This window comes from Nisaea sp., from assembly GCF_017640745.1.
Classification (GTDB): Bacteria; Pseudomonadota; Alphaproteobacteria; order Thalassobaculales; family Thalassobaculaceae; genus Nisaea.
In genome coordinates, this window is record NZ_JAEPQA010000005.1 from 38,199 (window position 1) to 58,978 (window position 20,780).

Genomic DNA, 20,780 nt, shown 5'->3' on the forward strand with positions numbered 1-20,780 from the left:
TTACTTGTCGAGTTGGTCCATCAGCGCATCAATTTCTTCCTGGGTCTTTGCATCGGAAGGCAGCTGAGGACCGTTCAACAAACCCTCTTCTGAGAACGGTTCACCGCCTGATTTTTCAACATTTTCCGTATGTTTGTCACGATTTCTTTTCGCCTCGGATGAAGCGGGACCGTGACCGTGGCCCGTATGGGACATGACCGCTTCCACACGGTCGGCGACGCTGTTGAGCGTCTTGTGGATTCGCCCGACCCTCTGGCCGGTCAGATCCTGGAAGCCGCAAGCCTCGAAAATCTCGACGATGGCCTCACCGACGGCCTCGGAAACCTCCTCCGACATGCCCTCGCGCAAAGCGTCAATCTTCTCGACGGCCGTCAGGATTTTCTCCGCCGCGGCCTCGGCGACGGAGGTGACGGCATCCAGTTCGAGTGCCGCTTCCGGCAACAGGTCGTCGCGGATTCCGTCTTTGGCCATCGAACTCCCCCCGTTGCGACGGTCTGACAAGGTAGTCGGCGCGATTAGAACGCGCCGATCACCGCAGTCATTTTGGTCTTGAGAGTCGCGGCATTGAACGGCTTCACGATGTAATTGTTCACACCGGCCTGTTTCGCCGCGACAACGTTCTCGGTCTTGCTCTCGGCAGTGACCATGATGAACGGTGTACTCTTCAGTTTCGCATCTGCCCGAACTTCCTTCAGCAGCTGCAGACCGGTCATCGGCTCCATGTTCCAGTCGGAAATCACGAGCCCGTATTCCTCGCCGCGACGCAGCATCTGCAAAGCCTGGCTGCCGTCGCTCGCTTCATCCACATTGTTGAAGCCAAGCTGCTTTAGAAGGTTCCGAATAATGCGCAGCATTGTCTTGTAGTCATCGACAATGAGGATCTTCATGCCCTTGTCGACCGCCATCGGCACCTCTCCATCTCGTAAAAACCCGGATCGCGTCCGGCTTCAGATTAACCAACAGCCAGACACTAACCTCATCCTATTAAAAGGTCGTTAATGCCTGATATGCCGATGAAATACTGCCAATTGCAGGGTCTCGGCAAGTTTCGTCTGATCTTTCGGCCCGATATCCCGGCTGACAGCGTCTCGCGGGAAATGGTCCGGTTCAGTTCGTCGTGACAGGAATGGTCTTGCGTTCCGCGATTCGGGAAGTCACTTCCTTCGCCTTTTGCGGACGCATGTTGGCCAGGACGGGTGCCGACTTCGAGGCCTTCATCCGATCGAACACCCGCAGCAGAATGTCCATGTCCAGTTCGTCGAAGATCCGTGCCGCATCCTGCGGCTTCATCTTCTCGTAGATCGCGACGAGGCCCTTGATCTCCTCTTCCTCCTGCTCATCGTAGGTCTTGATGAGCCCTTCGATCTCGGCACGGACTTTCTCGAGTTCGACGATCTTCTTCTCGATACGGTCTTCCGCCGCGGTCAGCAGACCTTCCTTCTGGATCACCGCCTGCTCGCGCGCGTCGAGTTCCTTGCGGCGTTTGGAAAGATCCTGCAGCAACTCGATTTCCGAACGGGTGAAAAGCACCGGGTCGAGCGGCTTGTCCCCCTCGCTCTTCGGGGCCGGTTCCGTCGCCTGAGCAATCTGCTCCGGTTCCTTTGCGGCTTGCGCCACCGGTTCCGCTGCCGGGCTGTCCGCCTCGGCGAAGGCCGCGACACTCACCGGCGAACGGCCGCTCGCAAGGGTTTCCCATATGCCGGCGACCTTGACGCTGATCAGCAGGAACGCGACGAAAACCACGACCGGCAAGACACGGATAACGGCCCGTGAGCGTCCGGAGACGGGACGTGGCTGTCCTGCCTGGCGGGGATCGTGCGCTCCGGCAGCCTTGACCGGTTTTCCTTTCGCGGGCTGCTTGCCCTTGACCGGCCGGCCGCCCTGGATCCGGGCAGCATTCGGGGTCGCCGACTGCGCCTCGGGATCTATCGTCTGGGCTTTTCTGCCTCGTCGGTCATATGCCATCAGCGTGCGTTCCTCAGTGCTTTGAGCAGTTCTTCCTCGGCTTCAGATCGCGGCGCGGAGCCGGCATGATCCGAAGCGGGCTCACCTCGCCCGGAGGAGGTTGCGCGGGACGGTTCCGGACCGCGCCGCACCGGTGCGCCCGGCCGCTTCGCCGCCGGTTTCTTGGCCGGGTCCGGCCGCGGACCCGCAGCGGCGGCGCCAGCGTTTGACTGCACGACTGACGTCCCTTCACTCGCATTCGCAAGCCGCCCAGCTACGATATCGGCACGCTCGACCAGAAAGGCAAGTTCGTCGCGCAATGCTTCCGCTTTCGAGGCGGCATCCTTGAATACGGACTTGCCGTTCTCGCCGGCGCTCCGCAGCCCCGCCGTCGCCGCCTCGGCGCGGGCGCAGGCCACGTTCAGCTTGTCGACGAAAACTTCCATTTCGTCGTGATTGCCGCGCAACCGGTTCAGTTTCCGGTTGAGGATCATCGCGTAGACGATCGTCGCAAGGAGCAGCACGACCAACAGGCCGTCCAGTACCAGAGGCAGGACCGTGTTCATCATGCCGCGTGCCTACATCTTCCGCAGTTTCTGTTTGATCTTAACTGCAATATGGCCGTTGCGCTGCCCCATTCCCCCGACGAAGAGCGGAACGTCGCCGCAGCGCATGTCGATCGTCGATTTCGGGCTGGCGTTCAGCAGCAGCCTGGTGCCCGGCTTCCAGTTGAGCACGTCGTTCAGGGAAAGCACGACCTGATCGAGCACGGCCTCGAGCTCGATATCCGTCGCCCAGAGTTCGTTCGCAAGGTGGGTTTCCCAGATCGAGTCGCGACCGAACTTCTCGCCCATGAACATCTGCAGCAGCAGTTCGCGCACAGGTTCGAGGGTCGCATAGGGCAGCATCAGTTCGAGCCGGCCGCCCCGGTCTTCCATGTCGATCCTGAGACGCGCCAGAACGGCCGCGTTCGCCGGACGCGCGATGGTCGCGAAGCGCGGGTTGGTCTCGAGACGGTCGAAGCGGAAGGTGACGGGGCTCAGCGGATCGAAGGCGGCCGATAGATCGCTGAGCACAACGGTCACCATGCGCTCGACAAGATTGCGTTCGATGGTCGTGTAAGGCCGGCCTTCAATACGCATCGCCGCAGTACCGCGGCGGCCGCCGAGCAGCACGTCGACGATGGAATAGATCAGAGCCGAGTCGACGACCAGAAGGCCGTAATTGTCCCATTCCTCCGCCTTGAACACGCTCAGCATCGCCGGCAGCGGAATCGAGTTCAGGTAATCGCCGAAACGGATCGAGGTGATGTTGTCGAGCGAGACCTCGACGTTGTCGGAGGTGAAGTTGCGCAGGCTGGTCGACATCATGCGCACGAGGCGGTCGAACACGACCTCGAGCATAGGCAGACGTTCGTAGGAGACCAGAGCCGAGTTGACGATCGCCTGGATGCCGGAGGTGTCGCCGTCTCCGCCGGCGCCCTCGTCGAAGCCGAGAAGGGAGTCGATTTCGTCCTGGTTTAGGACCCGGGCACCTGTACCGCCTCCGCCGACTTCGTCGTCGTCGTCATCGGACATTGCCTCCCATTCGGCAGCAAGATCGTCATCGGCCATGCGAATACCTCACTGAACCAGCATTTCCTTGAACAGTACGTCCTTCACCCGCGCAGGACGCACCGCCAGGTTCACGCGCCTGAGCAATTCCTCCCGGAGCCGGTACATACCGGCAGACCCTTGCAGATCGTCGACCCGAAGCTCGCGCAAATATACCTGAAAATTGTCGACGATACGCGGCAGGTTCTCGTTCACCACATCGACATCCGCCGGATTGCTGACCTCGAGCGCGATCTTGATCTTCAGGAACGCCGTCTTGCGCCCGCTCGTATTGAGATTGACGATCAGGTCCGGCACTTCGAAGAAAATCGCCTGGGCGGACGGCTGCGGAGCCTCGGGCGGCGGCACATTGCCGTCTGCGGCCTGCTCCGGCGGAGGTTCGTCCCCGCCCAGCATGCCGAGCATGAGCGCTCCGCCGGCACCTGCGCCAATCAGCAGCAGCAGAGGCAAGAGGACGAACAGAATGATCTTTTTCGGGCTTAGCTTCCTACTGCCGCCTTCTTCTTCGCCACCGCCATCCTCGACGACTTCGCCTTCTTCGGCCATGCAATCCGTCCCAGATCAAAACTTTCGATACAGCGACATTGCGGCTGTATTTTGACAATGGGTATCCGCCACAGATTTCCCACGCCAGCTTGCCACAGTAGCAAGGCAAGGGCCAAAGCCGCGGACCTCATATAGAAGTAAACCACAAGATGCGTCATTTCTCCATATTTTTCATTAACTTCGCCAAATGAGCGAACCTAGTCTCTAAAGACATGCGCAGGTGAAGCACCCGGCAAGCACCGACGTTGCGCGATGCCAGGCGCCCGGCAATTCCTGCCAACCGGAACGGACTTGCCGTCGACGGCACGGATTTCTCCACGACGAAAAAACTAACTCATTGAATTAACGAGATTTCTAAGTTGGCACGAATTCTGCTTTTACCGGGGCAACGGCCGTAGAACGCGGCGATTTGGAAATTGGTTAGGAAAAATCGTCATGGAAAACGCGATCTATATCGGGCTCTCCCGACAGTCCGCTCTGAGGCGCGAACTGGCTCTGGTGGCCAACAATATCGCGAACACGAGCACCGCTGCCTTCAAGCGGGAAATCGCGCTCTACTCGCCGTACGAGACCGACACCAAGATGGAAGAGAAGCTCGACTTCGTGATCGATCACGGCACGATCGTGATTCACCAGCCGGGCACCCTGCAGCCGACCCAGAACACGTTCGACATTGCGATCGAAGGGCCGGGCTTTTTCGTGGTCGATAACGGCAGACAACCGCTCTACACGCGGAACGGCAACTTCAAGCTCGACCCGGACAATCAGCTGATCACCGGCAACGGCGACCTGGTCATGGATGAGGGCGACAACCCGATCTTCATCCCGCAGGACGGCCGCAAGATCGAGATCTCTCCGGACGGCACGATCAGCGCCGGCCCCGAGGTTCTGGGCCGGCTCAAGGTCGTCGAGTTCGAGGATCTCGCCCGCATGCAGAAGCGTGGCGGCAGCCTCTTCGATACCACTGAGGACCCGAAGCCGGCCGAGCGATCGGAGCTGATGCAGGGTCACCTCGAAACCTCGAACGTTTCCGCGATCAGCGAACTGACCCGCCTGATCGACATCCAGCGCTCCTATGAGGGCGTGAAGAACATGCTGGACCAGGAGGCCGAGCGCCTTCGCAGCTCTGTCCGCAAACTCGGCTCGCCTCAGGCGGTCTAACCTGTTGGAAGAAGGAATTTAATCATGCAGTCCCTCAATATCGCCTCCACCGGCATGCTGGCACAGCAGACCAACGTCGAGGTCATCTCCAACAACATCGCCAACATGAACACCACCGCATTCAAGCGGCACCGGGCCCAGTTCCAGGACCTGCTTTACCAAGATCTGCGGCGCGTGGGCTCGAACTCCTCCGACGCGGGCACCATCGTGCCGTCGGGCATCCAGCTCGGTGTCGGTGTGCGCACCGCGGCAACCTACCGGGTCAACGAACAGGGCTCCCTGATCCTGACCGACAACCAGTTCGACCTCGCGATCCGCGGCAACGGATATTTCCAGGTCCTTCTGCCGGACGGCGAGACGGCCTACACCCGTGACGGTTCCTTTCAGGTCAGCCAGACCGGCGAACTGGTGACCGCAGACGGCTACACCGTGCAGCCTGGCATTACCATCCCCTCCGAAGCGGTCGGCGTGACGATCAACGAATCCGGCCAGGTGCTGGTGAAACTCGACGGCCAGACGGCGGAATCCAATGTCGGCCAGATCCAGCTCGCGATCTTCCAGAACGATGCCGGCCTCGAACATGCCGGTAACAACCTGCTGCTGGAAACCGAGGCATCGGGCGCGCCGAGCACGGCCAACCCGACCACAGACGGGTTCGGCGGTCTGTTCCAGGGGTATATCGAATCCTCGAACGTCGATCCGGTGCAGGAAATCACCGACCTGATCACGGCGCAGCGCGCCTACGAACTGAACTCGAAGGTCATCGAGACCTCCGACCAGATGATGGCCACGGTCAACCAGGTCCGCTAACGCGGGCCTGAGGCCCCCAACAAGGGAGTAGTGACATGACTGGCAAAATGCTGAAGCCCCTGAAAACCCTCTCGGCCGGATTGCTGCTCGCGATTTCGGTAAGTCTGCCGCAGCTCGCCACGGCCGCCGGGAACGCCACGGGACAGACGGTTTTCGCCAACGACACCGTCACGCTCCGGAGCGACGCCCTGATGCTGAGCGATCTGTTTTCCGGCCTCCCGGCCGAAAAGGACGCCCGCATCGGCGACGCTCCTCTCCCGGGCGAGGACCTCGTGGTTCGTGCCGGCACGCTGCAACATCTCGCGGAAGCGCACGGCATCGACTGGAGCCCCAGCAGCGGCCGCGTGAGGGTCATCGTCGAGCGCGAAGGCCGGGCCGTTCCCCTGCAGATGGTCCGCCTTGCCATCGAGGAGCGGCTTACGGAGGACTATATTGCCGACCGGGTCGAGGTCGACATCACCAACCGCCGCCTCACCATGATGGTGCCGAGCGATATGGACCCGGAGGTTAAGGTCGAGACCCTTGACTACAACAGCCGGAGCCAGCGTTTCGCCGCCCTGATTTCGGTTCCCATCGGGAACGACAAGTCGCTCCGGGCCAGGATCCAGGGCGAAGTGCATGCCGTCATAGAAGTGCCGGTGCTGAACCGTCATGCCGGTCCGGGCGAAACGATCCGCGAAAGCGACATCGTCTGGACGGCGATGCAGGCCCGCCGATCCAACCACAATACGGTGACGTCTCCCGACCAGATCGTGGGCATGAGCGTCCGCCGGCCGATCAGCGCCGGCAGCGTGATCCGCCGCACCGACGTCACGCCGATCCAACTGGTCCGCAAAGGCGATCTGGTGACGATGGTGTTCCAGACCTCGCTGATGACGCTGACCCTTCGCGGACAGGCTCTTGAGGACGGCGCCCGTCGGGACTCCATCCGGGTGAAGAACCTCGGCACCGGGAAGATCGTCGTCGGCTCCGTGACCGATGCCGGCATCATCTCTGTCGCCGGTCCGCGAATTGCAATGAACTAGGTAAGCGCCAAGAACTGGCCTTGTAAGGAAACGGCAAAATGACCAAGAACTCTGTCTCCGCCCTGCTCACCCGCCTCACCGCGGTCACCCTGATCGGCATGTCCGTCAGCGCCTGCGGCGTCTTCCAGCGGCTCGCGGATATCGGCAAGACGCCGGAACTCTCGGCGATCCAGAATCCGACGCAGGCGGACAATTACCGCCCGGTCTCGATGCCGATGCCGACCCCGGTCACCGCCAGCCGGCAGGCCAACTCGCTCTGGGTCGAGGGCTCCCGCGCCTTCTTCGAGGATCAGCGCGCCAGCCAGGTCGGCGACATCATCACCGTCGTCGTCGAAATCTCGGATCAGGCCGCGATCGACAACCGGACGCGGCACGACCGGACCAACACCAACAGCATGGGGATCTCCGGCCTGTTCGGCTACGAGGATCTGCTGAGGGATGTCCTGCCCGAGGGCGCTGACGCCGGCTCGCTCGTCGGCACGGCCTCCGGGCTTGCGAATGACGGCCGCGGCCGTATCGACCGGAACGAAACCATCAACCTGCGCCTGGCCGCCGTGGTCACGCAGCAGCTGCCGAACGGCAACATGGTTCTGTTCGGCCGTCAGGAAGTCCGGGTAAATCTCGAAGTCCGCGAAATCGTTGTCGGCGGCGTCATCCGCCCGGAAGACATCAACTCGGACAACACGGTCAGCTACGATGAGATGGCCGAAGCCCGTATCGCTTATGGCGGACGCGGCCAGATCTCGGATCTGCAGCAGCAGCGCTACGGCTCCCAGGCTCTCGAGATCCTGATGCCCTTCTGATCGGACGGCGGGGGCGAGACGGCAAGAATTGCCTCCCTCCCCCAATCATAAACAGCCAAAAAGAATTGGGCCGTTCCCTCGGGAACGGCCCTTATTCTTTCTGCGGGGGACGATTCGGTTTCTAATCGTCCCGATGCGTCCGTTCGAGACGTTCATGGCGTTCCTGAGCTTCAAGGCTCAGGGTCGCGATCGGGCGGGCTTCCAACCGCCGGAGGCCGATAGGCTCTTCGGTCTCCTCGCAGTAGCCATAGCTTCCGTCCTCGATACGCTGCAGGGCTGAATCGATCTTGCTGATCAGCTTGCGCTCGCGATCGCGGGTCCGAAGTTCGATCTGATGATCCGTCTCCAGAGACGCCCGGTCGGCCATGTCCGGTTTCTGCAGATTTTCCTGCGTCAGATGGCTAAGCGTTTCGTTTGCTTCCTGGAGCAACTCGGCGCGCCACCTCAGCAGCTTTTGCCGGAAATATTCCTGCTGCTTGGGGTTCATAAACTCTTCGTCTTCCGACGGCTTGTAGTCCGGCGGCAACGTGACGCTCATCCCGGTCCTCCACCACAAAGGCCAATCAAAGGCAAGATTTCTGCCCTTTTGGAGCGGCCGGAGTATAGGTCCGCGTCCTATCAGGTTTCAAGCTTCTGTTTGCCTTTGAGGGCGGTCCCGGAAAAACAAATAACTTATTGAAAATAATATAAAAATTCGATCCGGCGCAAAATCTCTATAAAAAAGTCCCCAGTTTGGCGAGTTCGACACGCGCCCTGAGTTCGATTTCATCCAGGATTTCGCCGAGCCGCGGATCGGTGAAGGTGCGTTCTTTGGTCTGCTTTATGGTCTGCGCCAGCCCGCGCAATTCCGACTCGGGGATCGCCCCCAGAAGCAACCCGTCCCTGAGCCGTTCGAGGCGCGCAAGAAGATCCTCGCCCTGGGCCTGCCCCTGCTTGGCGCCACGCCGGCCGTCGGCATCCGCCTCCTGAACGGCGAGCAAGCCGCCAACGGAGGTCGCCGCCCGGGTTCCCTGGGCCGACCTGCTTTCCTGGGTCTCCTCAAGAAGACCAGAAAACTGGGTTCCGCTGGTGCTTCCCGACTTCGACGTCTTACGTGTCGACGGGGTATTCACGCGGCGTGATGGATCTACTTTCATTCCAGAACCCTACGCTGTTCCGTACAGATATTCTACCGTCCGAGATCCCGCATAGCCAGCATCGCCATGGGACTGCCGGACAATTGGTCTCTCGGAGCCCCGGAAGTTGGCACGATCCTCGCATATGGTCTGGCCAATAGGAGTCCGAGAAACGGCTCAGCTCTAGCAAGAGGAACCGGAACCGATGTGGCCGCAGAAAAACAAGGTGCACCGCTCCATCTCCCCGAAACGGATGGCTCTCAGCCTGTTTGCGGCAGTTTTGCTGCTTCTGAGCGCCCCCGGCGACGCGCTCAGCCAGACCAGAATCAAGGATATCGTCGATTTCGAGGGTGTCCGTGAAAACATGCTGGTCGGCTATGGCCTTGTGGTCGGCCTGAACGGCACCGGCGACGATCTCGGCAGTGCAATTTTTACCCGTGAAAGCCTCGTCGGCATGCTGGAGCGTCTCGGCGTAAATGCACGCGACAACAATCTCGACACCGACAACGTCGCCGCCGTCATGGTAACCGCGATCCTGCCCCCCTTCTCCAAACAGGGCAGCCGAATCGACGTCTCGATTTCCGCGATCGGCGATGCAGAGGATCTTCTGGGCGGCACGCTGCTCGTTACTCCCCTGGTCGGCGCGGATGGCGAAGTCTACGCCGTCGCGCAAGGATCCGTCGCGACCGGTGCGATCTCCGCCGGCGGCGAGGGCGAAACGATCGTGCAGGGTGTACCGACAAGTGGCCGGATCGCCAATGGCGCCATCATCGAACGCGAAATCGACTATTCGATGATGCAGATGGAAACCGTCACGATCGCCCTGAAGAACCCCGATTTCACGACTGCGCGCCGTATCTCGCAAGCGATCAACGCCTTCGTCGGCCTGCCGATCGCTCAGGCACGGGATCTTTCCTCCGTTCGGATGCTGGTTCCCGAAAACTATCGCGGCAACGCGGTTGCGCTGATCACGGATATCGAGCAGCTGCGCGTCACACCGGACATCCCCGCAAAAGTCGTCATCAACGAGACAACCGGAATCATCGTGATGGGCGAGAATGTCCGCATCAGCACCGTCGCCATCGCCCAGGGCAACCTGACGATCCGGATCACCGAGACGCCGCAGGTCTCGCAGCCACAGCCTTTCGCGCAGACCGGCGAAACCGTCACCGTTCCGCGGACTCAGATCGAAATCGATCAGGACGAGGATAAGCAGCTGTCCGTACTGGCCCAGAGCGTCACGCTGCAGGAACTCGTCGACGGACTGAACGCCCTCGGCATCGGGCCGCGCGACCTGATCTCCATCCTGCAGGCGATCAAGGCTGCCGGCGCCCTGCAAGCTGAAATCGAAGTCCTCTAAGGAGCTGTATCATGGATAGCATGGCTCTCACGGAAACCGCCTCCGCCACGACCAACCTGCGGGCGTCGCAGACCGACGCGGCCGCGAACCGGCTGAAGGCCGCCGGCAAGAACCGCGAAGAGGTGCGCCAGGCCGCCGAGGAATTCGAGTCGATCTTTATCAGCCAGATGCTCGGCCACATGTTCAAAGGCGTCGGAAACGGCGAAATGTTCGGCGGCGGTCCGGCGGAAGACATTTATCGCGACCTGATGGTCGACGAATACGGCAAGCAGATCGCCAACACCGGCGGTATCGGGATCGCAGACACCATCGAGCGGCAACTGCTCGCGCTTCAGGAGGTGAATTGACATGGCCGACCTATCCATCATTGACGCATTCCGCGAGAGCATGATCGGCCTGATGAAGCTGCTGAACGAGGAAACCGCGATGCTGAAAAGGCGCGAGTTCAAGACCCTCGACAAGCTTCAGGCACGAAAGCGCCAGCTATCGATCTCATTCGAAAAACATCAGACAGAAATGCGGAGCCACCCGGAAGTCCTGGAAATGATCCCTGCCGATGAACGCACCGCGCTCCGGGAGCTCTATCAGCGTTTCCGCTGTGCCCTTTCCGACAACATGCTGGCCCTGAGGTCCAGCCACGATGCCGCCGAACGGGTCGTGTCGCTGATTATGGATTCGGTCAGGAAGCAGCGCGGGATCACCGCGGAAGAGCCGTCTTTCGGCCGGCCGCGAACCGGATACGCTGCGTATTGCCCCGCCAGCCGCGCCGTGGCGGCGGTCAGCAAGAGTCTCTGACCTGCCCCAGCAATGAAGACGGGCCGTCAAAGCGGCCCGGTCTCGAGAGAACTCTTCTCTCGCTTGAAACGATCGCTCCGGCGATCAGGCCAGGGCCGCGGCGCGCTGCTCGGCGTCTTTCGCCGCTTCTTCGTTTCCGGCCTTGCTGTGCAGCCGCGCCAGAAGAGAGAAACTGGAAGCGTTCCCGCTATCGAGAGCGACCGCTCTCTCGGCCGCTACGATCGCGTCGTCGCTGCTACCAAGCGACTCGAGCAATACGGCGATATCGTTGAAGACCTCGCTCTCGGCCGGCGCATCCGCGAAAGCGCTCTCCAGTTCGGCGATGGCTTCGTCCCTACGGCCAAGGCGCTTCAAGAGTACGGCAAGACGGCAGCGGGATCCGATATCTTCCGGCGCGCGCTCGCGAACGGATGAATAACAGCGTTCCGCTATCTCGAGTTCGTCAAGTTCCATCATCACATTCCCGAGCGTCATCATGGCTTCGAGATTCTGATTGTCCGCACTGATTGCCTGATGAAGAAATTCCGCCGCGCTGGGTAAATCCTCGCGATCTATTTCGAGAATTCCCCGCCAGGTGAGAAGACGACTGTTGGCGGGGTGTTTGGACAGGCCTTCCTCAAGGACGGAAACAGCATCGCCCAACTTCTTTTGCGACCGGTAGACGAGGCAGAGAGAGAGGAACGACTCCGAAATGTCCGGATCTACCGAGATTGCCTTGCGTAACAGTTCGGCCGCGCGTTCTAGGTTTCCGAGATGTAATTCAAGAGTCCCCGCATGACAGATATAGCGACCTGAATCCGGCTCGATTTCCATCGCGGATTCAAAGAAATCACCTGCGGCTTCCAGCTCATTGCACTGCATGCAGAGCAAACCGGCGAGATCCAGCGCCTGGTGGTTTTGCGGATCCCGTTCGAGGATCTCGACATAAATGTTCCGCGCTTCGACTACTTCGCCGGCTTCATGGTGAGCGATCCCGCGCCTGAGCAGCTCATTGATCGCGTCTTCATTCTCCACGCTGGGGTCCTCCGTCGGCAAAACGCGTTTTACCATTCTTTCCTAACATACTTGGAACTCTAGGGGAAATTTCACTTCCTCCCGCTGGGAGCAGTGCTCGGACAGAGTGATCGTCAGAATCAAAAAAGGCGCCAGACCTCACGTCTGCCGCCTAGACGAAATATTTAAATGAGTATCCGACGGTCAAATCAGAACGTCGACTTCGGATTCCGCCGGGGACCCGGCTTCCGATTCGTTATTCGCCGCAGAGCCCTGAACAGCAGTGCTCGCCGCCGCCGTTGACTCACGTGGTTCTGGAATCTCGATTCCCAAGCCCGCAGTTTTCTGCAGCTCCTGAACCACGCGTTCCGGCGGAAACTGCCGCTTCACTTCACCGGACTGGCTATCCCGGACCTCGAAGATCACTTTGAGCGCTTCGGAGTCGAAACGGATGACCGGGCTCAGATAAAAATCGGACTGGATGGGTTGCGCCGTAGCTACAACGCCAAAACCTGACGTCGGGTTTGACGGCGTGGGGACCGGCTGCGCAATCGATCGTGCAGCGGTCGCCCCGGATAGGATCTCGACCATGACGATCTCCGTTCTGGAGTCAACTAACCTGCCTTTTGTCGGCAACTGCAGATAAATGTACTATCGCAAAAGTCAATTGTCGAGTCATTTGCACGACATGCAAAAATTTACGAAAATCCCCTTCGAACCGATATTTGCCTACAGGCAAACGGTTTAGCGGGGATTTAAGAGCGCAACTCTACAGGAAGTTCGCGAGCGACAGGCTACGCAGCGATGCGGTGGTCTGATAAGCGGCCTGAAGTTGCCCCTGGATCAACTGGAACTCGGCCGCAGCCTCGAAGGAATCGATGTTTTCGACACCGTCCAGTTGTTTGGTGAGAACCGTGTTATCGTCTTTATGCTGCCCCTCGATATCCGTCATCCTTGCTTGCGTCGTGCCGAGGGCTGCGATCATGAGACCGATATTGTCGGCCGCGGTCTCGACCCGGGTCAGCCCGTCGGTGACCAGGGCGCTGTAATCGGCATCCAGCCCGGCCGCATAGTCGACATCTGCGAAAATCGCGAAAACCTCGAAAAGCTCCTCGAACGCGTCATTGTTAGCAAGCTCACCGAACTCGAGACGGACACCTTCCGCTGCGTCAAAGGCAAAGGGGCGAGTCTGTCCCGGAGGAAGGCCGCCGACATTGTTCCAGTTGCCGTCGGTTCCAAAGAAGGTTCCCGAGTTGGCAATGACCGTCGCGGAGTTACCTACGGCAAGAGCGGGAATCGCTGCAAACGCGTTTGTTTTCAGCGTCGTCGCATTGATGAGCGGCTGCGTACCAACCGAGGTGCCATTGAACAGATTGCGTCCCTCGGACTGCGAATTGAGCAGACTGACAAGCTGGTCGATCGCGGAATCAGCGAATTGCTTCAGCACGGGCGCGGTATCGTCGTACTTGCCTTCCTGCTGCTTGATCAGCTCGGAGCGCATTTGCTCCGCAAGATCCTGCATGCCGACCAGTGCCGCTTCCATCACCTTAGTACGGGTCCGAACCGAGTTGATCGTGTTGATGTAGGCTTCCTTCGTCTGGATCTCCTCGCGCAACTGAATCGAGATCCGGGCGTTATCGCCCGAAAGACCGCTGTAGATCTGGGAAATCTTCCCCGTCGAGACCTGCTGCTGCGCGCGTAGCATCTGGTCCTGCAGGTTCAGGATCGTGTTCTGGGTTCTGAGTGCCGTTGTCAGGGTGGCGATACGCATCGTCTCACTCCCACCTAGCGAATGATGTTAACGAGCTCGTCCAGCGATTGCTGGACGGTCTGCAAGACCCGCGCCGATGCCGCGAACGCGGCTTCCAACTCGATCAGCTTGGCGAGTTCCTCGTCTGTATTGACCCCGCTCTCGTCTCGGAACGACTGGACCAGGGTATCGCGGTAGTTTGTTTCGAAGGTCAGCTGGCTCTCGAAAGTCGCGTGCTGGTTCGCCTGGAAACCAACCAGTTCCGCGGCAAAACCCTCGATTGTATTCGTCGCCGTCAGACCGAAGCCCGAGACGAAGGTCTGGGTCGCCTGAAAAGCGTCAAGCATGGCGTTCGCAATGCGGTGGTCACCGGAACCGATCGCAACATAGGTATTCGCCGCGTCGCCGGTATTGCCGGTAACAAGGAATGAGGGCGTCCCGGTCACTGTCGGATTGACCCGGATGACTTCGGCAAAGCCCTGTTCGTTGCCAAGCGCATCCGCCGGAACGTTACCGCCGGCGTCCACGAAGAGGTTCACCACCGCAGTGGTGCCGTTGATCGTAAATGTGTCGAGATCGTTGGCCAGTTCGTGCGCGAGCGTATCGAGCTGATCCTGCGCCTCGACCAGTATGGTATCTCTAAGTCTCAGCAACCCGGCCAATTCGCCATCACGTCCGGAAACCTCGCTCGAGATATTCGGATTCGTCGCCGTGCCCGCCAACCCGTCCTCGATCTGCAAGGGCTGACCGGCGGTCGTCGATGTAAAGAGTGCGGTTTCGGTGAAAGTCAGCGGAAATTTCGTGTCATCTAAAAGCAGCCGGCTGTCGCCGGTCAGGATCGTGAGCTCTCCGTTCGAGCGCTCGATAACATTGATGTTCAGATATTTTGACAATTCCTGAACATACTTGTCGCGGCTATCCTCGAGATCCGCCGTCGTCCGGCCTTCTGTCTTGCGGGTCGCGATCTCGTCATTGAGCTTTTCGATATTGGTGAGCGCATTATTCACCAGCTCGACTGTATCGGCGATCGCGCGGTCCGCTTCCTTGCGCAGGTCGGCGATCGCAGCGGTAATCTCCTGAAACTCCTGGGCTACGGCTTCCGCAGCACGAAGGACCTCCGCCTGGTTGGCGCCAAGTTCTGGAGCGATCGACATGACCTGGATCGATTCCTTCAGGTCGGTGATCTTCGCGGAGATCGAATCATTGTCGCCCGGACGACCGAAAGCCTCGACGAGACGCTCAAGATAGGCATCGAGCACACTCAGCTCGGAGACCGTCGCTTCCTGGGTCCGGATATCTTCCAGAAGACCTTCATTGACCGAACGTTCGATCACCCCCAGGTCCACGCCCTGCGCCTGGCCACCAATGACACGCGTCACAAGATCCTGCGACTTCCGTGTGTAATCGTCGTTCGTCGCGTTGGCGACGTTCCGTGAAACCACGTCGATGCGGGACTGGGCGGCCGACAAGCCGGATGTAGCGGCCAGAAGTGCGCTGGATATTGACATGGTGGCGATAACCTCCGAAGTCTCTTCGGCTAAATTGCATCACAAGACAGAAAGCAAAAACCGGGCCACTTCAGACTGGCCATCCCTTCTCGATGGCCTTCACGTCGCTCTTTGATTGGTGCAGCATGCTGAGATGACTGGTCCTCCTTCAGCAAATCCCGTGCAAGTCTTTCAGCACGCCGCGACGCTGCACAGCGCCGGCCGGATCCCGGAAGCCTTGGCGCTGTATGAAGGCCTCGCCGCCTCCCTGCCCCAGCTCGGACAGTTCTGGCATTTCTTCGGTCTCGCCAGCTTTCAGGCCGGCGAGACCGCTGCAGCACGGGAACGTTTGCGCCGCGCTCTGCTTCTCTCACCGCAAGATGCCAACTGCCTCAACAGGTTCGCCTGCATTTTTCTCGCCGCGAATGCGCCGGAAACCGCACGGCAGCACCTGCGGCATGCCCTCGCCCTTTCCCCGGATCATGCGGAAGCCTGTTACAATTCCGGTGAGGCGGAACGCTTGCTCGGAAACAATCCGGCCGCGCTTGCCTGTTTCGACCGAGCGACGGCCGCTCGCCCCGAGGAAGCCAACTGGCAGCTGTCCCGCGCGAAACTCCTGCACGAGCTCGGGCGTCTGCAAGACGCCCGAGCCGCCTTGGAAAACCTGGCACAGATGGGGCTCAAGAGCTCCGAGCTCTTCTTCCAAATGGGACGCACGCTCTTCGAATTCTTCGAAGCAGACAGAGCCATCGCATTTTACCGGCGTGCCTTGTTGCTCACCCCCGGATCCGCTGAGGGCTACAACAACCTTCAGTTGGTCCTGCGATCGGTCGAACGCCATAGCGAAGCGGTAAATTCCGCCCGGTATGCCCGGACCATGCGTCCGGGCGATGCGGTCCTTGAGTATAATCTCGCCGATGCCTTGCTTGCCGCAGGCCAAATGGCCGAAGGTTTCGCGCGCTACGCTTGGCGACACCACAAGGACGAGGTCCGGATAGAGCGGCGCTGCCTGCCTCCTGAATGGGACGGCCGGCCGGCAACAGACGACAAAGCCCTCCTCCTCTGCCATGAACAGGGCATCGGAGACGAAATCCGCCTTGTCTCCTGCGTCGCCGACATCACGCGCCGGTACAACGGCAGGATAGTCCTGGAAAGCGATCCGCGTCTGGTAGCGCTGTTTGAACGCTCATTCGAGGGTGTGGAAGTTGTCCCGAAAATCGCGCAGATGAATGGTATCGCGCCGGGCGCGGACTACAGAACCCTCTGCACTGAGCGGCAGATCGGCTCCCATATCATGCTCGGCGACATGCCAAGATACGTACGACCGGATTTGAATGCATTTTCGGAGGTTCCGGGTTTTCTGACGCCCGATCCTGAGGAACGTGCGCAATGGCGCGGTCGGTTCGATGTGGCCGCGGGAGGGCCTGCCGTCGGGTTCTGCTGGCGCAGCGGGATGCAGCGCCCCGGCTGGCGCCACAACGACATGAGAATTGAGGATCTCGTGCCGCTCTTCAGCAGATCGGGCATCCTTCCGGTGTGCCTGCAATATGACGAACACGAGACAGAGCTCCGGTCCTTGGAGCAAATGACGGGAAGGAGGGTCTTCCGCCCCGAGGGGATCGATCAACGAAATGAACTCGACCGGGTCGCCGCGATGGCCTCCGCACTCGACTTGGTGGTTTCAACCAATACATCCGTACTGCTGATCGCCGGAGCTGTCGGAACGCCGGTCATTGGATTGCATGCGGCCCGCGGAGCGTTATTCCTTGGCGCCCGCTCCAACCCCTGGCTTCCGAGCGAACGGAGTCTCGTCAAGGGCGGCAACCGGTCTTGGCGGACGGTAATGGAAGAAGCGATCGCTACGATGGAGCAGATGCTGACCGCGAAACGCTAGCGGGTTTGCCGCCGGTTAGCTTGCCTCTGCGAGCCTGAACTGATCCTGCAAGCCTTCCATGATCTGCCGGTTCACATTGATCATGGCCTCCAATCCGGCCTTCCCCTCGATCGCCAGCTCGGTTTCCTTCGCGACCCAATGCGCAAGCTGAATCAGGCTGCTTTTCAGGCCCACGGGCAATCTGTTGCCCGGTTCGGAGAGGTCGCACAGAAAAGCATCCCATACCTTTCCATTCCAGAGAACGGCATTGAGCCGGTCCTGGAGATTGGCGTCTGGTTCCTTTGCCTTGAGAAGCGCGCTCGTGACCTGTCCGAGCAGTCGGTATTCCACCTGCTGATGGCTTTCGGTCTGCGTCTGGACGCTCTTGTATGCGGCATATCCCTGGCGCATCTCACGCTCCTCCAACTTTCACGCTGCCGGCTCTTACTGGAAGAGCCCCAGAAGAACCTGCGGCGCGTTGTTGGCAACGCCAAGGACCTGCACACCGAGCTGCTGGCGAACCTGAAGCGCAGTGAGCTGAGCGGATTCCCGAGCGAGGTCGGCATCGACGATATTGCCAAGGCCTTCTTCGGTCGCATCGCTGACCGCGGTCAGGAACTCGGTCTGGAAATTAAGCGCCCGGGTATCGGCACCAAGCTGGCCGAGTGCGATGTTGATCGTCGATTCCAGGTTGGAATACTGTGCCGTCAGAACGCTCTGCGCATTGGTCGCGCTGGTCAGCGTCGCGCCGCCGAGCGAATTGATTTCGGTCAGCAGGTTGCGGGCACGCAGCGTGATCGTGTCGTTGTTGAGGTTCGACAGCGTGTTCACCGACGTCGACGTGTTGAGAACATTGATCCCGTTGAAAACAGCGTTTGTGACGAAGTTCCGCGCCTGGGACATGAGCTCGTTGAAATCGTCGGTCAGAATGTTGCGCTGCTGCGTGGTGATGCCCTCGTTGGAGAGTTCCGTCAGCTTTTGCCGTACATCCTGCAACAGATTGGAGATCGATGTCGTGCCGGCGAGTGCGACCTGCGCGATGCCCTTCGTGTTGTTCAGCCCTTGCTGGATCGCGCTGAGAGCCCGCAGGTCACCACGGATACCCTGCGCGATCGCGAAGTTCGACGCGTCGTCCTCGGCACCGGAGACTTTCAAACCGGTGGAGACCCGGTCCTGAGTCTGCGCCAGAAGGTTGTTGGTCCGCTCAAGGTTGCGTAGCGCGACCAGAGCCTCCGGGTTCGTCAGAATCGAGTTGCTAACCATTTCCAGTGTTCCTTCTCTCTTTGCGCCGCCCGTCTACCCCGGATCCGGACCAGTTCTTGGCCTCGGCGATTTTTGCCGGGTGAATCGGACGGCGAACCACTGTCTCGGCCCATTCGACGCAAGAGCCGGGCCAGTTCCAGAAAAAGAACCAACACTCGGATTTTAAATGATTTTTAAGTCCCCGATCATTTGAAACCGGACCTATTCAGCCGGATCTCAGTCGGAAACCCGGCAGGAAATACCAAGTTTGACCGGACGTTCTTTCCGGCTAATTCGGGGAAATCAGAATCTCACGAAGCTTCTGCGCCGACCGATCTAGACAGAACCGCATGTCGAACGGTTCCGCTCGGGGGGACATCGGATGGCAGGATCCCAGAACGGCATCGTATCCGTCACTCAGATAGAGTAAGCCGCGTCCAAGGCGCAGCGTCGGAGTTCCCACCGCCGCCGCGAGGGGGCAAACCGCGGTGTCGACCGAAACCACAGCGTCCAGTACCGAGAGCATCGCCGCAAGCCGGTCCAGTTCGTTTTTCTGGTCGATACCCGTCGGATCATGGATATCGCAGCCGAGCCGGTTACGGACTTGCTCCAGTTCGCCGTCGCGGAGGCTGTAAACCAGATTCACATAGTAGCCGCGCTGCGGCCCGAGCCCCTCGACCATCGTGATGGCGTCACAGTAAAGCCGATCGCGCGCAATGGAAGATGCCCCTCCGCGCCAGCACAGTCCGATTAGGGGAAGCGACGTTCGCGCCCGGAAATATCTTCGCCAGGTCTCGACGTCATCCGCGTCCGGCACGAGATAAGATAGAGGGCCGAGCAAACGCGCGTCTTGGACAAACCTGGCAAGGAGCGAGCCGGCAAGAATCGCGTTATCGAAACCGAGTTCCGCGACTGCAGTTCCATAGTCGAAATAGGCCTCTCTCCCCTCCCGGCCTTTCAGCTGTCTGTCTATGAAGCGGAAATCGGGAAAACTGCGTTGAAACAAGCGACGGTTCCGCGGATCACATTCGACCGTAATCTCGCGCGCGCGACCTTGAAGACATCCGAGCCGGCTGAAGAAGATATACTCGTCGCCGACCCCCTGCTCGGCGGCGACAAGAAGACGGTCCGGCACCGATTTCCAGTCCCAGGTCGGGGGCAATCCAACGCGCGCGCTGTCGATGCGCGAGCCTGCACGGGCTTCGTAATAACGCCATCCGGTCTCGGGATCCCCGAAAATGAACGCGCATGCGGCAGCAACGAAATACAGCTCTGCAATGTCGGGGTAGAGCAGCAGCGCATGCCGACTGGTTTTCGCCGCTTCCGCAAATCGCTCGAGCCGAAAAAGCGGCAGAGCGAGGCAATGATGCGCCGCATGCCCGTCCGGAACCAACAGAAGCGACCGTTTCGCCGCGGTCACTGCGGATGCGTCCAGTTTTTTCGCTTCGCATGCCGCAGCCAGCGCAGCCCACAGGCCGCCGTCTCGCGGCGCGAGACAGACCGCTCTGCGCGCCCAGGACACCAGGTCAACGGATGAATGCTCTCCGGCAGGTTCTCCGCTCAGATGCGGATAAAGCACGGCTCTCTCCGGCGCGAGCAGAAGCGCTTTGCGCAGTGCGGCCTGCGAGCGCTGTCCTTGGGCCGCTTGTTTCAGGCATATCGCCAGGTGAAGGTAAGGCTCAACATTATCTGGCGCTCGCACTGATGCTGCCTCAAGGGGGGCGATCGCCTCTTCGAACCTGCCAGCCGCGAGCAGCGCCGCGCCAAGCCTCGCGAGCGTGACTGGATAGTTCGGAAGACGCTCTACCGCAGTCCTAGCGGCCAAGACGGCGTCAGCAATGTCACCGCGCATCTCAGCCAATCGTGAACGGTTCAGCCAGGCTTCGGGGTTTTGCGGATCGGCGTCGGTAGCCTTCCGAAAGGCGTCGAGCGCATCGCTCGGTCTTCCCTGTGCAAGCCTGACCGCCCCGAGATGGTTCCAGGCGGGTGCCTGTCCGGGATCCAATCCCACAGCACGCTCCAGATTGGCGGCCGCTGCCTCCAGCCGGTTCGTTTGATAGAGTAATGTGCCGTAGAGATCCCGGGTTGCGGCATGGTCTGGATAGCGCGAGAGGATCTCGCGGTAGCCGCTTTCCGCACGATCGAACTGGTTTTTCCGATGGGCCTCCAGAGACGCCTGAAGCAGCTCTCGAAAAAAGCCTGCTTCCTCGCTTTCCGGTTCCCGATTGTACGGATTGTCCGTCACACCGCGCGGCTCACACCG

23 protein-coding genes are annotated in these 20,780 nt (G+C 60.1%); 8 read left to right on the top strand and 15 right to left on the bottom strand.

The features are described 5' to 3' along the window. The 6 genes from JJ959_RS05520 to JJ959_RS05545 form a co-directional block, all read right to left on the bottom strand. The gene (locus JJ959_RS05520) at positions 1-471 is read right to left on the bottom strand and encodes a protein phosphatase CheZ (protein ID WP_292880601.1); all 471 of its coding nucleotides are present in this window, start codon (positions 469-471) and stop codon (positions 1-3) included. A 44-nt stretch (positions 472-515) separates the two neighbouring features. Further along, a complete protein-coding gene (locus JJ959_RS05525; RefSeq protein WP_193179982.1) occupies positions 516-905 on the bottom strand; it encodes a response regulator in 390 nt (129 codons plus the stop codon). Positions 906-1,107: 202 nt separating this feature from the next. Then, positions 1,108-1,965: a hypothetical protein gene (locus JJ959_RS05530; RefSeq protein ID WP_292880604.1), complete on the bottom strand. Its 858-nt coding sequence runs from the start codon at positions 1,963-1,965 to the stop codon at positions 1,108-1,110. After that, the gene (locus tag JJ959_RS05535; RefSeq protein ID WP_292880607.1) at positions 1,965-2,513 is read right to left on the bottom strand and encodes a DUF6468 domain-containing protein; all 549 of its coding nucleotides are present in this window, start codon (positions 2,511-2,513) and stop codon (positions 1,965-1,967) included. The genes JJ959_RS05530 and JJ959_RS05535 overlap by 1 nt, the downstream gene beginning before the upstream one ends. Before the next feature lie 9 nt (positions 2,514-2,522). Next, positions 2,523-3,557: a flagellar motor switch protein FliM gene (gene fliM / locus JJ959_RS05540; protein ID WP_193179976.1), complete on the bottom strand. Its 1,035-nt coding sequence runs from the start codon at positions 3,555-3,557 to the stop codon at positions 2,523-2,525. Positions 3,558-3,566: 9 nt separating this feature from the next. Further along, complete coding sequence (locus JJ959_RS05545; RefSeq protein WP_292880611.1) at positions 3,567-4,103, bottom strand: flagellar basal body-associated FliL family protein; 537 nt, start codon at positions 4,101-4,103, stop codon at positions 3,567-3,569. A gap of 435 nt (positions 4,104-4,538) precedes the next feature. Here JJ959_RS05545 and flgF point away from each other — a divergent pair, with 435 nt between their 5' ends. From flgF to flgH, 4 genes are read left to right on the top strand one after another with little or no spacing between them, the layout of a single operon-like run. Next, a complete protein-coding gene (flgF, locus tag JJ959_RS05550; RefSeq protein ID WP_292880614.1) occupies positions 4,539-5,264 on the top strand; it encodes a flagellar basal-body rod protein FlgF in 726 nt (241 codons plus the stop codon). A 24-nt stretch (positions 5,265-5,288) separates the two neighbouring features. Further along, the gene (gene flgG / locus JJ959_RS05555; protein WP_292880616.1) at positions 5,289-6,074 is read left to right on the top strand and encodes a flagellar basal-body rod protein FlgG; all 786 of its coding nucleotides are present in this window, start codon (positions 5,289-5,291) and stop codon (positions 6,072-6,074) included. 35 nt (positions 6,075-6,109) lie between these two features. Next, positions 6,110-7,099: a flagellar basal body P-ring formation chaperone FlgA gene (flgA, locus tag JJ959_RS05560; protein WP_292880618.1), complete on the top strand. Its 990-nt coding sequence runs from the start codon at positions 6,110-6,112 to the stop codon at positions 7,097-7,099. Positions 7,100-7,137: 38 nt separating this feature from the next. Continuing rightward, positions 7,138-7,902 carry a flagellar basal body L-ring protein FlgH gene (flgH, locus tag JJ959_RS05565; RefSeq protein WP_292880620.1) on the top strand — a complete coding sequence of 255 codons (765 nt, stop codon included), beginning with the start codon at positions 7,138-7,140 and terminating at the stop codon, positions 7,900-7,902. A 121-nt stretch (positions 7,903-8,023) separates the two neighbouring features. Here the strand turns inward: flgH and dksA are convergent, their stop codons facing one another. Both dksA and JJ959_RS05575 read right to left on the bottom strand, forming a co-directional pair. Further along, a complete protein-coding gene (dksA, locus tag JJ959_RS05570) occupies positions 8,024-8,440 on the bottom strand; it encodes an RNA polymerase-binding protein DksA (protein ID WP_193179965.1) in 417 nt (138 codons plus the stop codon). A gap of 175 nt (positions 8,441-8,615) precedes the next feature. Continuing rightward, the gene (locus tag JJ959_RS05575) at positions 8,616-9,038 is read right to left on the bottom strand and encodes a flagellar assembly protein FliX (RefSeq protein ID WP_292880624.1); all 423 of its coding nucleotides are present in this window, start codon (positions 9,036-9,038) and stop codon (positions 8,616-8,618) included. 184 nt (positions 9,039-9,222) lie between these two features. Between JJ959_RS05575 and JJ959_RS05580 the strand changes: the two genes are divergently transcribed. The 3 genes from JJ959_RS05580 to JJ959_RS05590 are packed head-to-tail and all read left to right on the top strand — an operon-like array spanning position 9,223 to position 11,172. Next, a complete protein-coding gene (locus tag JJ959_RS05580) occupies positions 9,223-10,377 on the top strand; it encodes a flagellar basal body P-ring protein FlgI (protein WP_366816919.1) in 1,155 nt (384 codons plus the stop codon). 11 nt (positions 10,378-10,388) lie between these two features. Beyond that, positions 10,389-10,724 (top strand): rod-binding protein, encoded by a 336-nt coding sequence (locus JJ959_RS05585; protein WP_292880627.1) that lies wholly within the window; start codon positions 10,389-10,391, stop codon positions 10,722-10,724. Between the two features lies 1 nt (position 10,725). After that, positions 10,726-11,172, top strand: a complete 447-nt coding sequence (locus JJ959_RS05590) for a hypothetical protein (protein ID WP_292880629.1) — start codon at positions 10,726-10,728, stop codon at positions 11,170-11,172. Between the two features lie 84 nt (positions 11,173-11,256). Here JJ959_RS05590 and JJ959_RS05595 read toward each other — a convergent pair whose 3' ends face one another. From JJ959_RS05595 to flgK, 4 genes are all read right to left on the bottom strand, one after another. After that, the gene (locus tag JJ959_RS05595; RefSeq protein ID WP_292880632.1) at positions 11,257-12,186 is read right to left on the bottom strand and encodes a tetratricopeptide repeat protein; all 930 of its coding nucleotides are present in this window, start codon (positions 12,184-12,186) and stop codon (positions 11,257-11,259) included. Positions 12,187-12,369: 183 nt separating this feature from the next. Then, positions 12,370-12,756: a hypothetical protein gene (locus JJ959_RS05600; protein ID WP_292880635.1), complete on the bottom strand. Its 387-nt coding sequence runs from the start codon at positions 12,754-12,756 to the stop codon at positions 12,370-12,372. Positions 12,757-12,934: 178 nt separating this feature from the next. Beyond that, positions 12,935-13,936 carry a flagellin gene (locus tag JJ959_RS05605; RefSeq protein ID WP_292880637.1) on the bottom strand — a complete coding sequence of 334 codons (1,002 nt, stop codon included), beginning with the start codon at positions 13,934-13,936 and terminating at the stop codon, positions 12,935-12,937. 14 nt (positions 13,937-13,950) lie between these two features. Beyond that, positions 13,951-15,423, bottom strand: a complete 1,473-nt coding sequence (flgK, locus tag JJ959_RS05610; RefSeq protein WP_292880640.1) for a flagellar hook-associated protein FlgK — start codon at positions 15,421-15,423, stop codon at positions 13,951-13,953. 160 nt (positions 15,424-15,583) lie between these two features. Between flgK and JJ959_RS05615 the strand changes: the two genes are divergently transcribed. Beyond that, positions 15,584-17,296, top strand: a complete 1,713-nt coding sequence (locus JJ959_RS05615; protein ID WP_292880643.1) for a tetratricopeptide repeat protein — start codon at positions 15,584-15,586, stop codon at positions 17,294-17,296. A gap of 15 nt (positions 17,297-17,311) precedes the next feature. Here JJ959_RS05615 and flaF read toward each other — a convergent pair whose 3' ends face one another. From flaF to JJ959_RS05630, 3 genes are all read right to left on the bottom strand, one after another. Beyond that, positions 17,312-17,686, bottom strand: coding sequence for a flagellar biosynthesis regulator FlaF (flaF, locus tag JJ959_RS05620; protein WP_292880646.1), 375 nt, complete (start codon positions 17,684-17,686; stop codon positions 17,312-17,314). 33 nt (positions 17,687-17,719) lie between these two features. Then, on the bottom strand, positions 17,720-18,538 hold the full coding sequence (locus tag JJ959_RS05625) for a flagellin (RefSeq protein WP_292880648.1): 819 nt from the start codon (positions 18,536-18,538) through the stop codon (positions 17,720-17,722). Between the two features lie 268 nt (positions 18,539-18,806). After that, the gene (locus JJ959_RS05630) at positions 18,807-20,762 is read right to left on the bottom strand and encodes a tetratricopeptide repeat protein (protein WP_292880649.1); all 1,956 of its coding nucleotides are present in this window, start codon (positions 20,760-20,762) and stop codon (positions 18,807-18,809) included. Positions 20,763-20,780 lie beyond the last annotated feature (18 nt).